General features: G+C 47.4%; 14 protein-coding genes. 11 read left to right on the plus strand and 3 right to left on the minus strand.

The window, feature by feature from the left end:
* The 7 genes from WCO51_02905 to WCO51_02935 form a co-directional block, all read left to right on the plus strand.
* Positions 1 to 768 (plus strand): MFS transporter (locus WCO51_02905; protein ID MEI6512206.1); only part of this gene is annotated, 768 nt, incomplete at its 5' end.
* 281 nt (positions 769 to 1,049) lie between these two features.
* The gene (locus tag WCO51_02910; GenBank protein MEI6512207.1) at positions 1,050 to 1,826 is read left to right on the plus strand and encodes a zinc ribbon domain-containing protein; all 777 of its coding nucleotides are present in this window, start codon (positions 1,050 to 1,052) and stop codon (positions 1,824 to 1,826) included.
* A 4-nt stretch (positions 1,827 to 1,830) separates the two neighbouring features.
* Positions 1,831 to 2,904, plus strand: a complete 1,074-nt coding sequence (locus WCO51_02915) for an LptF/LptG family permease (protein ID MEI6512208.1) — start codon at positions 1,831 to 1,833, stop codon at positions 2,902 to 2,904.
* 139 nt (positions 2,905 to 3,043) lie between these two features.
* Positions 3,044 to 5,386, plus strand: coding sequence for a hypothetical protein (locus WCO51_02920; GenBank protein MEI6512209.1), 2,343 nt, complete (start codon positions 3,044 to 3,046; stop codon positions 5,384 to 5,386).
* Between the two features lie 72 nt (positions 5,387 to 5,458).
* On the plus strand, positions 5,459 to 6,502 hold the full coding sequence (gene pdhA / locus WCO51_02925) for a pyruvate dehydrogenase (acetyl-transferring) E1 component subunit alpha (GenBank protein ID MEI6512210.1): 1,044 nt from the start codon (positions 5,459 to 5,461) through the stop codon (positions 6,500 to 6,502).
* Entirely contained in the window at positions 6,493 to 7,470 is a 978-nt protein-coding gene (locus tag WCO51_02930) for an alpha-ketoacid dehydrogenase subunit beta (protein ID MEI6512211.1), read from the plus strand. Before pdhA ends, WCO51_02930 begins: the two co-directional genes overlap by 10 nt.
* A 10-nt stretch (positions 7,471 to 7,480) precedes the next feature.
* Entirely contained in the window at positions 7,481 to 8,665 is a 1,185-nt protein-coding gene (locus WCO51_02935; protein ID MEI6512212.1) for a dihydrolipoamide acetyltransferase family protein, read from the plus strand.
* Positions 8,666 to 8,674: 9 nt separating this feature from the next.
* Here WCO51_02935 and WCO51_02940 read toward each other — a convergent pair whose 3' ends face one another.
* Positions 8,675 to 8,986, minus strand: a complete 312-nt coding sequence (locus WCO51_02940; GenBank protein MEI6512213.1) for a hypothetical protein — start codon at positions 8,984 to 8,986, stop codon at positions 8,675 to 8,677.
* Positions 8,970 to 9,851, minus strand: a complete 882-nt coding sequence (gene ilvE / locus WCO51_02945) for a branched-chain-amino-acid transaminase (GenBank protein MEI6512214.1) — start codon at positions 9,849 to 9,851, stop codon at positions 8,970 to 8,972. The genes WCO51_02940 and ilvE overlap by 17 nt, the downstream gene beginning before the upstream one ends.
* Positions 9,852 to 10,109: 258 nt before the next feature.
* On the opposite strand from ilvE, the gene WCO51_02950 reads away from it, so the two are divergent.
* The 4 genes from WCO51_02950 to WCO51_02965 all read left to right on the plus strand — a co-directional run bounded on the left by WCO51_02950 (position 10,110) and on the right by WCO51_02965 (position 13,754).
* Positions 10,110 to 10,874, plus strand: coding sequence for an enoyl-ACP reductase (locus WCO51_02950; GenBank protein MEI6512215.1), 765 nt, complete (start codon positions 10,110 to 10,112; stop codon positions 10,872 to 10,874).
* Between the two features lie 205 nt (positions 10,875 to 11,079).
* Positions 11,080 to 12,096 (plus strand): lytic transglycosylase domain-containing protein, encoded by a 1,017-nt coding sequence (locus WCO51_02955; protein MEI6512216.1) that lies wholly within the window; start codon positions 11,080 to 11,082, stop codon positions 12,094 to 12,096.
* Positions 12,097 to 12,207: 111 nt separating this feature from the next.
* Positions 12,208 to 12,690, plus strand: a complete 483-nt coding sequence (locus WCO51_02960; protein ID MEI6512217.1) for a metallophosphoesterase — start codon at positions 12,208 to 12,210, stop codon at positions 12,688 to 12,690.
* Positions 12,687 to 13,754, plus strand: coding sequence for a hypothetical protein (locus tag WCO51_02965; GenBank protein MEI6512218.1), 1,068 nt, complete (start codon positions 12,687 to 12,689; stop codon positions 13,752 to 13,754). The genes WCO51_02960 and WCO51_02965 overlap by 4 nt, the downstream gene beginning before the upstream one ends.
* Before the next feature lie 62 nt (positions 13,755 to 13,816).
* On the opposite strand, the gene WCO51_02970 is transcribed toward WCO51_02965, so the two are convergent.
* On the minus strand, positions 13,817 to 14,368 hold a 552-nt coding region (locus WCO51_02970), incomplete at its 5' end, for a polyprenyl synthetase family protein (GenBank protein MEI6512219.1).

The raw sequence follows: 14,368 nt of genomic DNA on the forward strand, positions 1-14,368 counted from the left end.
TTTGGTATCCACCGCGCGATGGACTCATCAGGTGCAGTGCTCGGCCCCCTGCTTGCCTGGTGGTTTTTGTCAATTCATCACAATGATTTCCGAACGCTCTACTGGCTGGCAATTATCCCCGCGATTATCTCCGTTATTCTCCTGACAGGCATTCGAGAACCCGTTAGAACAGCAACTAAAAGGCAAACCGGCGCAGTAAAAGCGGCTTTACCCCCTTCTTTTATGCGCTATCTTTTCGTCATGACCCTATTTTCGCTAGGAAACAGCAGCGACCTATTTCTTTTGCTGCGGCTTAACCAGCTTGGATGGAATCCTGCCTCAGTCTTATTAGCCTATGCCGGATTTAATGCCGTCGCGGCTATAGGTTCCGTTCCCTTGGGCCACCTCTCCGATAAAATTGGACGAAAAACGGTGTTGTCCTTCGGGTTTTTCGTATTCGCGCTCGTTTATTTCGGCTTCGCCCTGGCAACACCCGAAATGAAGTGGCTTCCGATAGTCTTGCTGATCGGTTATGGCTTGTATTATGCCTTTACCGATGGGGTTGGCCGAGCCTATGCGGCTGATTTGGCGGGCGATTCATGGCGCGGATCGGGGCTTGGTGTCTACCACACCTGTATCGGTCTGGCAATCCTTCCCGCAAGCTTGATGGCAGGTTATTTAATCGATAAGAACCAACTAAGCGCGCCATTTTTCATCGGTTCCTTCGCCGCAATAATAGCGATTCTAGGCTTATGGTTGGTTGTGCCAAAGAAGGTGAGTTATCAATGAAAGAAAACCCAGCCAAATTACATCTTGGGATCCGAATGCTGTTGGGGTTAGCGGCAGGGTCGCTTTTTGCAGGCATGCCTTCTAGCGTTTGGGATTTTATTTCTATGGTTATTGATGCCTGTAAGATTGCGCCCTATTTTATAGGAAGCCCGTTACGCCGGTGCGGTTCGGGGGTATCCTTATGATTGTAGTTGGCAGGCTCCTTTTGGGCAAGAGATAATGGCTCCAGCCAATCTTGGAAGAGGGAACTTCCAAGAAATCCGGCAACAAAGGGCATTAGCGTGGAACTGAGACAATTAATACTGGATAATCCTGAATCGTTTCTATTGCTGTTTTCGACATGGGCACTGGCGGCTCTATGGATAGTTATCGCCATCACAACCATGATCGAAGCCAAGTTAAATGTCGGTCAAGGCGGCATGGTGATATTTCTCGCCCTCGCCTTTGCTTCCGCTGCGACGATGCTCCCAAAGTATGATCTCACTGTCTTCCTCTTGATGATCCTTGTGTCTTTTATAGGGCCTCGTGCCAGCCAAAGCTGGAATCGCAGAGAGCATATGGTCATCGATGCCGAGGTGGCGCAAAAGAATGTGCAGATGCTCGTATTCGACCCCAATAATATCGGCGCTCGAATGAAGCTGGCTGAGACATGTTACGAAGCGGGGTTATTGCCATCTGCCGTCGAGCATTTAAGATTAGCTCTAAGCGTTTCAACACGCCAATTCAGCCCTGAGAAAACTTTGCTAAAAAAATGGGAACAGGAACTCGTTGCGACAGAAACACCAAGCGAGATCACATGCCCAAGTTGTCGAATACCCAACCACCCAATCGCGCTCAATTGCCGGCATTGCGGTGCGCCAATTTTGTATCTGTTAGTCGCGGGCTTCTGGCTTCCACCCGGCATGATGCTGCGCGTTCTGAAGGCATGGTCGGTGGTGCCGATAGTAGCGCTTGCCTCCGCCTTTGTCGCACTAGGGATGGCGCCGGCAATCGCGCTTCCACTTGAAATCGTTATTCTCACACTAGGGTTGCTAGCTTTCTGGAAGAGCCTGAAGTAATTTTATGCGGACGTTAGATCGTTATCTGCTAAAAGAATCGTTCGTCCCGTTTTGTATAGGCACATTTGCAGTAGTCATTATGCTGCTTGGTGGGATTCTATACGACAATGCGGGAACATTCTTTGGCCGAAATGTTCCGATTGTTGCCGTTGCCCAGCTTCTTCTTTATCGAATTCCTTACTTATTAGTCCTCACGCTTCCCGCCGGAACTGTTGTAGCGGTATCACTGGTAATCAGCCGTGCCTCACGCGATTCGGAAATAACCGTCATGCGCACATCCGGATTGCCGTTATGGCGCATCTTCATGCCCCTTTTTGTAGCGGCCTTAGGGGTATCGGTTGTTGATTTTGCCATTCAGGAACTTGTGATGCCGAACTCACAGGAAGCCTTTCAAAAGTTATTCTATCGAATGCAATATCTTCAACCTGAACCCAATATTCGCCCAAATATCATGTTCCAAATCGACAATTATGGCTTCAGTATCGGTGAGTCCAACCGACAGAAAGACCAAATTAACATGCAGGACATCACAATTTTACAAAAGACAGAAAGGGGCAGTTTGACACTCATCAAAGCTAAATCCGGTCTTTATGATGCGGGTAAATGGTCGCTAAACGATGTCTGGGTGCATCAAGTCGATTCCGAAGGCAACATCATGACCGCGCGGCCAAAAAAAGTTGTGCTCAATCTTCGCGCCGATTTCGGCCAGTTCTATACCCCGCCCTTTGCTGAAGCGCTGACAATGCATGACCTTGCAAAGCGCATCGCACAAAAGAAGCATCAACGCTTGGATACACAATCAGATGAAGTCAACTTCCATTCCAAAGTATCCGTCCCGATGGCCTGTTTCGTTTTGGCGCTTATTAGCCCCATTCTAGCTTTACTTTTCTCAAGAAGCGGAAGCTTTGTCGGCGTCCTTCTCTCGATTATATTAGTATTCGTCTATTGGAACACTTTATTGCTTTTCGTAAAAATCTTAGGAACCTACGGCCTCCTCCCCCCCGCCCTATCCGCCTGGTCACCAAACCTGTTATTCGGCGGCATAGGCCTCTACCTGCTAAAACGTGCGGATAGGTAGGAGGGAGAGTTGGTACATAGTATATTTTTAGAAATGTCCCCCTTTCAAAGGGGACGATAGGGGGTCTCCGGAACCCTTCGATATGGCCTAACGGCCTACTCAGGGAAGCGGATACTGGGTAGATGATGAGCTGAGAAATATGATAGATTGGCGAAAGACGGAAAGAACAAACGATATTGGGCGATTTGCGAGAGTGATGGCTGCTCTGGTCATTTGTCTATTTATTTTTGCGTCTTTTATATTTGCTAGTAAGGCAACGGCTCAAACCCCTCCATTATTCCCGCCACAGATTGAACCACCTGTCATTCCACAGCTAATCACGTCCACTTCTACCGAAATCTCTCCGCCAACCCGTCCGTCAGAGCGAGAGCTTATTATTGAAAATGCCGATGATTTCTTCTCTGAAGGCGATCAGCAACGAATTGAAGGGAATGTTTTACTTCGATGGACTGATTATCTGCTCAAAGCTGACAAAGTGCTCGGCAATAGTCGAACTCAACAATTCACTTTTACGGGAAATGTCGCTATCACAGGCGGTGGACAAACGACCACTGGGGATGAGATGTTCATCAACCTACGCTCACAGCAATGGCATTTCCTACGCGGCACTTCAGTCGTTACCCCAGCATTACTGAGAGGCAGCCTCTTATCCGAACTTTACATAAAAGGAGAACAGATCGAAGGAAGCCGCAATCGTGTAATCACACAAAGCGCCAACGCCACCACCTGCGGCAATCCAATTCCGGATTTCCAATTAGTCTCCAAATCAATCGATTTCTGGGCTGACCGCAGGCTTATCTTAAGACACACTGAATTAAAAATCAAAGATCGCACCCTATTAACCCTTCCGTATATCGTCGTCCCTCTACAAGGCGCCCGTTATCGAGGGATTTTGCCTGAAATCGGCCAATCAGTTTATGAAGGTTTTTATGCAAAATCTGCCTTCGGATATGTTCTTGCGCCTCGGTCTTATGGCAACTTGCGAGTAGATCTGATGGAGAAAAATGGATTTGGTCTCGGGTTTGATCACCAATATAAATTCGCAAACGTGAACGGAACAGCAAATGTATATTTTTTAGCTAACCAGATCAGTGGCGGGCAAGACCTGACTGCCTATTGGAGCAATTCGCAAAAGATAGGTAGCCTGCTGCTAGATTTCCGCACCGACTACCGGCAAAATATCTATAATCAATTCCCGACAAATACTTCTTGGAATAACACTATTAATTTAACGCTTCCACAGGGAGGCAATACCACCCGGCTTGTTGCTCGAACTTTTCAAAATACTTCCTCCAACTTCAACAGCGACAACAACACTGTTACCCTTACAGACACGCGCCGTTTCGGTCGTAACTTTCGCTGGAATATAGATTTAAGCTATCAAGATAGTTCCAGCGCATCCAGCTACTTTTCGACTAAGCGGCAGGAAGTTGATACCAGAGCTCTTTTTAGCTACAATCAGCGTGCTTTCGATGCAGATTTGAATGTAACCAAGTTTACACCAATCGGCAGCAGCACAGGGTTTTTTGCAGGATTAGAACGAACCCCTGAACTTACCCTTAAAAGTGATGCCCAACGACTTTTTGGCGAGCGTTTCGTTCGACAATGGCTGCCATTCAGCATCGGGATGGGTTTCGGCCAATTCTCAGAACCAAGCTCGGATGTGCAGACAGAGCGATATAATTTCGAATGGCAATCCTCAAGTTATAGCAACCGTGACCAAGGTTTTGGCCTTAGTTATAACACTAACTTCAAACAATCAGTCTACGGGGACGGCACTGCTCAATATCAGCTTCAAGGCGACTTTGAAAGTCGATACTATTGGACTAAAAAATCGGGACTATCCGTGCGTTATAACTATCTTCGGCCTTATGGCTTCACGCCTTTCTTTTTCGATCGTTCGGGATCTTATAATCTTTTATACGCCAGTTTAGATACGCAAATTATCAGAGGTCTCACGCTCCAAATTCAGTCCGGCTACGACTTACTTGCTGCTGATAATCAATCCGACCCATATCAGCTCACTTCGATTAATGCGGTTTGGCAGCCTGCAAAATGGTTCCGCGCTCGCGCTACCGCCAATTTTGATCCCAATACCGATCGTTTCACCAATGCCAACTTCGATCTAGCCTGGCTAGCGGGTGCAACTCGAGTTAATTTAGCTGCCCGATTCGACCCTCGAAGGGAAAAACTCTCTAGCGCCTATTTACGGGTAGATGCGCTCAAGTGGGGGCGGCTTCGTGTTCAAACGGCCCTGCGTTACGATGGTTTCCTTGATGCGTTCACTTCGCAGCAGTACATGTTCACCTATGACTTGCACTGCATTGAGCTCATCGGACGCTATATCGATAACCCCTTCGGCTTCCGCCGAGACCGCGATATTTCATTCTTCATTCGCGTTAAGGCTTTCCCGCTCTTCAATCGCTTTGGCTTCGGCCAACAAGGCGATGCCATCGGCTACGGCATGAGCGACCAGTTCTAAGTAATTGACTGAACATTTTTGATATTATAATGTAACCGGACTTGTTTGCAGTAGTATTTAAGGAGAGATCAGATGGAGGTGGCGAATTTGAGTTTGCAAACGGTGCAAAAACGATATGGCATCAGCGCAGATGATATGATCGAACTGTATAAAAAAATGTTGATCATAAGGCGCATCGAAGAATCGTGTCAGCTTGCTTATGACCGTGATAAGGTTGGCGGCTATATGCACCTTTTTGTCGGTCAAGAAGCGCTTGCAGTAGGATTTATCGCTGCTATTCGACCGGATGATTATGTTCTCGCTGGCTATCGCGATCACGCCTATGCGCTCACCCTCGGAATGACTCCCGAAAAGATGATGGCTGAATTGTTTGGGCGTGCCACTGGTTGCTCGAAGGGGAAAGGCGGCTCAATGCACATTTTCGATAAAGAGCACAATTTCCTGGGCGGTTACGGCATTGTAGCTGGCCACATCCCCATTGCAACTGGCGTTGCGTTTGCTTCAAAGTATCGAAAGTCTGACCAAGTCACCCTCTGCTTCTTCGGCGATGGTGCGATGAATGCCGGTGTCTTCCACGAATCAGCAAATATGGCCGGCCTTTGGAAATTGCCAGTTGTCTATGTTATCGAAAATAACTTATACGCATTAGGCACATCAGTTGAGCGAGCAACAGCGCAACCAGAACTCTATAAACGCGCCGATGCCTATGGGATGCCTGGCAAGCGAATAGATGCGATGGACGTTTTAAATGTTCGTAAAGAGGCGCAGGAAGCAGTTGATTACGTACGAGCAGGGAATGGGCCGATAATGATCGAAGCGATGACCTACCGTCTTGTTGGACACGGTGTTGCAGATAAACCGGCGCTGCAGTCTTATCGATCTCAAGATGAAGTCTCCGAATGGCGCACCCATGACCCGATCCCTGCCCTTGGGAAATTGCTGGTAGATGAAAATATTCTCGACAACGACAAGCTCAACGAACTGGACGTACAGGCGAAGCAGATTGCAAGTCAAGCCTATGAATTTGCCGATAAAAGCCCCGAACCGCCACTTAGCGAACTATTTACCGATGTTTATACCGACATGAAGCCGGAGGGTCACGAACGATGGCAGTAATGACTTACCGAGAAGCGCTCAATCTGGCGATGCGCGAGGAAATGGATCGAGATGAGAATGTGTTCCTCATCGGCGAAGATATTGGAATCTATCAGGGAACCTATCGTGTGACGGCGGGCCTTTATGAAAAATATGGCCCCAACCGAGTGTGGGATTCTCCTATTTCAGAACCGGGTGTGGTAGGACTGGCAACAGGTTCAGCGATGGTCGGTTTGCGCCCTGTTATCGAGATGATGACATTCAGTTTTGCAATTCTTGCCCTCGACCAGACAATGAACCATGCCGCCAAAATGCTTTCTATGTCAGGCGGACAGTTTAATGTGCCGATGGTAATTAGAGGGCCGGCAGGGGCTGGGCGTCAGCTTTCAGCGCAGCATACCCACAGCCTTGAATCATGGTTTGCCCACTGCCCTGGCTTGAAAGTCGTGATGCCTTTCACTCCAGCCGATGCCAAGGGCATGCTCAAAACAGCCATTCGAGATGATAATCCGGTTATTTTCATGGAACACGGCTGGCTTTATGGCGTGCGGGGAGAAGTGCCGGAGGATCCGGAGTTTTTGGTTCCGTTCGGGGTGGCCTCAATTCAAAAAGAGGGCAGTGATGTTACGATTATCGCCTATTCGCGCATGGTGATTGAGGCGATGAAAGCGGCTGAAAGGCTTGAAAACCAGGGAATTCATGCGGAAGTGATTGACCTTCGCTCAATTCTGCCACTTGATGATGAGGCGATTTATAGTTCAATTAAGAAGACCCATCGTGCGGTAGTGGTTCAGGAAGAATGGCGAAATGTGGGGTTTGCGGCGGAGATTTCAGCGCGAATTCAAGAGAACTGTTTCGATGAGTTGGATGCCCCGGTTGAGCGCGTGTGCGGCTTAAATGTACCCACGCCTTATGCTCGCAATCTCGATAAACTAGTATTCCCTGTCGAGCAGGACATTTTTAATGCGGCGATGAAGGTTTTGGCTTAAGGAGAGGTTCATGACGGAAGTAATAATGACAAAAATGGGCGATGCCATGGAAGAAGGCACGCTGCTTAAATGGCGTAAGGGGGAGAATGAATCTGTTCAGGAAGGTGAACCCATCGCCGATATTCAAACCGATAAGGCAAACGTTGAGTTAGTTGCGCCTGCGAGCGGTCTTCTGGTGAATCTCAAAGTAAAAGAAGGCGATACAGTCCCTGTTGGTGTAGTCATAGCCTATGTTGCCGTAGAAGGCGAATCCCTTACCTCACTCACCGAACAAGATAAACTTCAACCGAAAGGATTTGAATTCATTTCCAAAAGCGATTCTTCAACAGAACGCATAAAAGCTTCGCCCATTGCTCGGAAAATAGCTTCTGAAAAAGGGATTAATCTAGCGCAAGTTCAAGGTTCAGGCCCTGGAGGCCGTATTGTTGAACGCGACATAGAGCAATATATCAAAACCCACCAAGAACAAGTTCCCGCACTACCACCTCAAGGGATGCCTGCAGGGCTAGTTCCCGGTGAGCCTATTGAGTTAACTCGAACTCGGCGATTAATCGCTCAGCGAACGACAGTTTCTAAGCAGACTGTTCCTCACTTTCATGTCACTAGTAAAATCGATATGGAAGCACTGCTCGCTTTACGGGAAAAATTAAATTCAGGCGAGAATGCCCTGAAGCTATCTATCAACGATTTCATTATCAAAGCATGCGCTGTTGCAATCACCAAGTTCCCACAAGTCAACTCGGTGTATCTGAATGACAAACTTATACCTATTTTAAATGTAAATATTGGTGTGATGGTTGCCATACCCGACGGCCTGGTCGTACCGGTATTAAAAGAATGCGAGAAGAAATCACTCCGAACAATAGCTACCGAAGCAAAAGTATTATTCGATAAGGCTCGCGAAGGAACACTCAGTCTAAACGAGATGACCGGCAGCACTTTCGGTCTTTCTAACCTGGGGATGTTCGATGTGGATGAATTCTCAGCAATTATCTTTCCCCCAAACGCCGCCATTTTAGCCATTGCCACCGCCAAGAAAGTACCGGTTGTTCTGGAAGATGGCGCCATAACCGCCCGCACACGAATGAAAGTAACCCTTTCAGTCGATCACCGCGTTCTAGACGGTGTAATCGGCGCCCAGTTCCTCAAAGAAATCAAAACCCTCCTAGAAAATCCTGTTAGTTTAGTGGTGTAAATACGCGCACTACGTACTACGAGCTATTCCCAGCATTGTGGATAGCTCATCTTTAAAGACAGCGTAACAGAGAGGACAACCGGTAAGTTGGGTGGACTTTAATTGATCGACGGTAAGGCCGCAAGAGGGACACGAGTCGGGATTAGCTGAAGCATCGGCTAATAAGAGAGTAATCGTAGCTAAACCGAAAGGGGTGGCATGGTTATCGGCGCAAGGGGCGCATGACGGTTGCGGAGCATTCTCACCTACTCGAACACTCACACAGGCCAATGCGCCGCAACGCCAACACTTTAAAGGTTGAGGATCAGACTTTGACGCCATCACTTTGAGTAAGCTCGCGGAAAGCGGCGAGTATTCGACGCGAGATTGAACCGAACTTGCCGTCCGCAATAACCCTCCCATCCACTTTAGTCGAGCAGATGAGTTCAGCAGCAGTCCCGGTAAGAAAAACCTCATCCGCTGTATAAACATCAAATAGGGTCATCAAACGTTCTTCGACAGGAATGCTGAGTTTTTTGGCGAGTTTGATAACACTCGCTCGCGTGATGCCGCCAAGGATACCTGCGTAAATCGGCGGAGTCATCAACACACCATCTTTGATAACGAAAATATTATCTCCCGTCGCCTCGGCCACATAGCCATCGAGAGTGAGCATGAGTCCCTCGCCGGCGCCTTGCCGAGTGGCTTCAATCTTTGCCTGGATATTGCTCACATAGCGTCCAATCGTCTTTAGGCGAGGTTCAAGGCACTGGGGCGGAAAGACTCTGGTAGAAACCGTCACCATATCAAGCCCTGTCTCATACATCTCCTGAGGATAAAGGGACAAATTCGACACTGCAACCATCATATTGGCAGACCCACTAAGGTTTCGTGGGTCCAATCCCAACCCACTTCCGCGTGTAACATTCACACGAACGTATGCGGTTTCGTTGGTTGCATTGGCCGCTTTGACGGTATCTAAGATAGCCTGCTTGAAATCTCCTTGAGATAAGCTTACATCCAAGGCAAGCATCTGGGCTCCGGCATAAAGCCTATCCAAATGCTCGTCTACCTTGAAAACTCGACCGTTATAAACCCGAATTCCCTCAAATACTCCATCGCCATAAAGGTGGCCATGGTCAAATACGTTTACGCTTGCCTGCTCAAGAGGCATTATTTTTCCGTTGTAATAAACAGTTTGATTCACAGATTCAGCTCCCTCATTCATTTTATGATAGCACAGCAATATCACCGGAGGCAAACCCTAATAGACTTAATACCCTCCACATCATCAAGATTATTCACTCAGCTATGAGAGATTAAAATTTCTCTGTTCTCTAAAACTAGCCTATTTCAGTTCAAATTATAACTTCACTCACCCTTATCATGCCTGCCTATTTAGCTACGCTACAGGCTTATTTGTAACTAAAGTGGTATCATTTTAGGATATACATGGAGGTTGCTTATGACGCTGGAAGGCAAAAAGGGTGTAGTGTTTGGAGTAGCGAATCACCGAAGCATCGCTTGGGCTATCGCAAAGGCCGCAAATGATGCCGGTGCGGAGTTGGCAATTACCTACCAAAGTGAACGTTTAGTTGACAATGCAAAAAAGCTGGCGAATGAACTTAAAGGCAAACGTTCGTTCCAATGCGATCTCAATAACGATCAAGATATAACCTCAGTCCGTGAATATCTGGCCAAAGAATTTGGTAAAATCGATTTCATCGCTCACTGCGTCGCATATGCCCCAAAAGAGGATTTAGCAGGACGATTTGTTGATACCTCTCGAAACGGGTTCAAATTAGCAATGGAAACTTCCGTATACAGCTTCGTCGCAGCCGCAAAAGGGCTTGAGCCAATCCTAACCGACAATGCCAGTTTAATTACATTGACATATCTAGGCAGCGAACGGGTGATGAAGAATTATAACGTTATGGGCGTAGCCAAAGCTGCTCTCGAAGCGAGTATGCGCTATATGGCTTACGATCTCGGCCCTAAAGGTATTCGAGTTAATGCTCTCTCACCCGGCCCAATCAATACCTTAGCTGCACGTGGTGTCTCCGGCTTCACCAAGATACTAAGTACTGTCGAAGAGCACGCTCCTCTTAAAAGAAACGTCGAGCAAGAGGATATTGGAAATACCGCCGTCTTCTTCTTCAGCGACGCCGCACGAAACATCTCAGGAGAAGTCCTCTACATCGATGCCGGTTATAAAATTGTTGGCGTATAGCTATAATTCATATCCCCTCTCTTTTGATCAATGAGAGGAAGGCTTTGAACTCACTTACCTAATGAGTACTGGCATATTTACCGATAATCTACTAAAATAGATAGTGTAGCTTGGACTGATTTTTTGCTCTCAGCGGACATAAATATGATAGCGATTGAAATTGTGTTTCGTCTAAGCTTAGTGAATCGGAAGGACTGTGTGAATAATGTTTCGTAAAGCGCTGCTTCTTTTCTTGGTTGGGGTTGTACTTACCTCACCCAACTACGGGTTGACACTAAAAGAATATCTCATCGCTCGAGCACAACATCGCGTAACCGGCGCGGTCACTCTTGATGCGCCTGAAACTGTCACCACCGATCGCACCTTCGAGATTTGCGCCACGGTTAAAGGTTCCGCATCTGGCGGCCTTGGCAACATTACAGTCATGCTCGAAATGGCTGATGGCCGCAGTCTTATTGCTCAAACATCGAACGTTCCCGATTGGATGGACACCGGTTTAGTCAAAGCTAGATGTTTGATTTATGTCCAGCGCAAAAACGAATTAGAATCCCCAAATTACCTCATGCTCATGGCTATTCCCGATCAGCAGGTTGCTGCATGGGAAAAAACTCATCAGCTAAAGCCCTCTGTTGCTATTAAGAATTCACAAAAGAACAACTCAAAACCTCGCTATACTAATGTACGAGCCGATTCGGAATTAGCCAGTCGAGGTTATACGAGTTGGAATGTCTCCCAAAAGGAAGCCTATCCACTTTATTCCCAATTCATTTCCAAGGTGAATTCTCGCCTCTCAAAAGATGAGGTTGACAAAATCACCAAGAGTATTTTGCAATTTAGCGTGCAATATGGCGTTGATGCCCGCTTAATCGTTGCCATGGTTATCGCAGAATCTCGATTCAATCCGAAAGCCACTTCACGCGCCGGAGCTATGGGATTGGGACAGTTAATGCCGGGCACCGCGAGAGGATTGGGAGTAAGCAATCCTTACGACTCAGAGCAAAATCTTGAAGGCGCGATACGGCTTCTTAGCGGCCATATGCAAAGCTACGGCGGTTCTCCACAGTGCATGAGTTGGAAGCAGATTCAACTAGCGATGGCAGCCTATAATGCAGGTGCCAAAGCCGTTGCAAAGTATGGCGGCGTTCCCCCCTACCAAGAAACACAAAACTACACCCGCAGAGTTATTTCGATCTATAAGAAACTATGTGGAATAAATGATTAGATGGCAAATAAGCCATAAAACCATCCACAGTGTTGGCAATTCTTGCTTCTGAATTTCGTAAGATAAGAATAGTTGAAGACTATTCTTTATTGGAAATTCCACGGAGGCAGCATGAAAATCGGAATTATCTCAGACTCGCACGATCATCTTACATATGTCAAACAAGCGGTTGATATCATGAATGAACGCATGATCGACAGTGTGCTTCATGCCGGTGACTATGTTGCGCCATTCGTGATTAATGAATTCGCTCGGTTAAAAGCTCCCCTACACGGAATCTATGGCAACAATGATGGTGAGCGTGTTGGACTGAGTATAAAGTTCAAGCAGATTGGCAGCATTCAGGTACAACCGCTATTCATAGAACTAGCCGGAAAACAAATCGCGATGGTTCACGAGCCTGAACTGGTTGCCTCACTAGCCTCTAGTGGGCGATATAACCTTATTATCTACGGACATACTCATCAATTGGAGACAACAAAAGGCAACCCGCTTATTATTAACCCTGGAGAGCTTTGTGGCTGGCTGACGGGTAAAGCCACTTGCGTTATTTTGGACCTCGATACTATGGAACCGGAAGTCATTACGCTTTGAAATATCTCTTTTTATTAGCCCTGTTAACTCTTCATCTAGGAGCCATTGCTTTCTTCCCTGTCGGTTTTTATGATGCTTGTCTGCCATCAAGTCCCGACGTTGAACAAAGATTGGCGCGTTTCGCCGATGCCGGTTACAACTGTGTGCTTAACTACGCTCTTTTTGTAGAGGGGCCTGAAGCGGCTCGTCACTATCTCGATCTTGCCAACAAGTATAACTTGATGGCAATTGCCTCCGTTAAAGATTTCTATTTTGGGTCTAAAGACTTCCCAAGTTGCATGAGCAATCCGGCACAACCTCAAGTTGGATTAGTGAAGGCTATTCTCGCGCTTCGCGATCACCCGGCATTGCTTGCCTGGTATGTCAATGATGAAACCCCCTCAACTCGACTTGCCGAGCTCACATCCAATTACCAACTAATCAAAAGTTTAGATCCTAATCACCCCTGCTATAGTGTGATTATGCGGGATCAAGGAATCGAGAGATATCGGCTAACCTGTGACATCATTGGTACTGACCCCTATCCAATTCCCGGTCAACCGCTTTCAATGGTCACTGATTGGACCCTTGCTGCAACATCAACAGGGCTACCGGCATGGCAAGTGATTCAGGCATTTGACACATCGATTATTAAAGACCGCAAAGGCCGCCTGCCTAACGCTGCTGAAGTAAAGTGCATGGCTTATCTCGCAGTAGCATCAGGAGCCAAAGGCATCATGTTCTGGTCCTATCACCGGTTAATGCAAGCCAACGGCGGGCCTCAACTCTGGGAAGCCATTAAAACGCTGCCATCTGAATTAAAACATCCTGCCATTGAAAATGGGAAAGTCCAATCGATCAGTGTCGATAGCGGTGGAGCGCGCATCGGGGTGCGCCTATTTGAATACAGCGGGTATCGCTATCTCTTAGTCGCAAATCCAAACAAAACTTCGGTTTTACTGCGCATCCGCCTAAAGACAACCTCCGTCCAAGCGCCTGCAAATCTCATTCCTCCAACAAATAAAGACGGCTGGCTAAGAATAAACCTCCGCCCCTACGATGCTGGAATTATTCGTTACAAGTAAGAAGCACATCTAGGTCAGCTAACAGCCCATGCCAAGTAGAACCAAGCGAATTAAAAGGCAAGTTAGGTTCGGCGCTCGGTAACTAAATCGGCGATGGCTAATAGCGGTTGTGCGGCAGCGCCGAATGGTACAAGCGCTTCTTTTGCCCTTATCACAAGTTCATTTGCGACTTGAATTGACTTATCAAGACCATAAAGAGCGGGGTAGGTTGACTTGCCTCGCTCAACATCCGAACCAGTGGCTTTACCAAGTTCGGAGGCATCTCCGGTTACGTTTAGAATATCATCAGTTACTTGGAAGGCAACTCCGATGCTCGAGCCGTATAGTTCCAATCGGCTTATTTGCTCCTCATCGGCTCCACTTAAAATCGCGCCTGATACGACTGCTGCCTGGATAAGCGCAGCGGTTTTTCGGGAGTGAATATAATCAACACGCTCGGCTTCGGGAGCTTGGCCTTCAGAAAGAATGTCCATCACCTGACCCGCTACCATCCCATCAGTACCCGAAGCTTCCGCGACTATTTTCAGTACACGAACCACTCGGTCAGCGGGGGCAAACTCGACATTCCTGCCGATAAGGTCAAAAGCTTGCGCAAAAAGGGCATCACCGGCAAG

It is taken from the genome of bacterium, from assembly GCA_037131655.1.
In the GTDB taxonomy this organism is placed as follows: domain Bacteria; phylum Armatimonadota; class Fimbriimonadia; order Fimbriimonadales; family JBAXQP01; genus JBAXQP01.

What these genes read in the sequence shown, in the direction of transcription:
- WCO51_02915 (MEI6512208.1), top strand. Translation starts at nt 1,831, where the DNA reads ATGCGGACGTTAGATCGTTATCTGCTAAAAGAATCGTTCGTCCCGTTT.
- WCO51_02920 (MEI6512209.1), top strand. Translation starts at nt 3,044, where the DNA reads ATGATAGATTGGCGAAAGACGGAAAGAACAAACGATATTGGGCGATTT.
- pdhA (MEI6512210.1), top strand. Translation starts at nt 5,459, where the DNA reads ATGGAGGTGGCGAATTTGAGTTTGCAAACGGTGCAAAAACGATATGGC.
- WCO51_02930 (MEI6512211.1), top strand. Translation starts at nt 6,493, where the DNA reads ATGGCAGTAATGACTTACCGAGAAGCGCTCAATCTGGCGATGCGCGAG.
- WCO51_02935 (MEI6512212.1), top strand. Translation starts at nt 7,481, where the DNA reads ATGACGGAAGTAATAATGACAAAAATGGGCGATGCCATGGAAGAAGGC.
- WCO51_02940 (MEI6512213.1), bottom strand. Translation starts at nt 8,986, where the DNA reads ATGGCGTCAAAGTCTGATCCTCAACCTTTAAAGTGTTGGCGTTGCGGC.
- WCO51_02950 (MEI6512215.1), top strand. Translation starts at nt 10,110, where the DNA reads ATGACGCTGGAAGGCAAAAAGGGTGTAGTGTTTGGAGTAGCGAATCAC.
- WCO51_02955 (MEI6512216.1), top strand. Translation starts at nt 11,080, where the DNA reads ATGTTTCGTAAAGCGCTGCTTCTTTTCTTGGTTGGGGTTGTACTTACC.
- WCO51_02960 (MEI6512217.1), top strand. Translation starts at nt 12,208, where the DNA reads ATGAAAATCGGAATTATCTCAGACTCGCACGATCATCTTACATATGTC.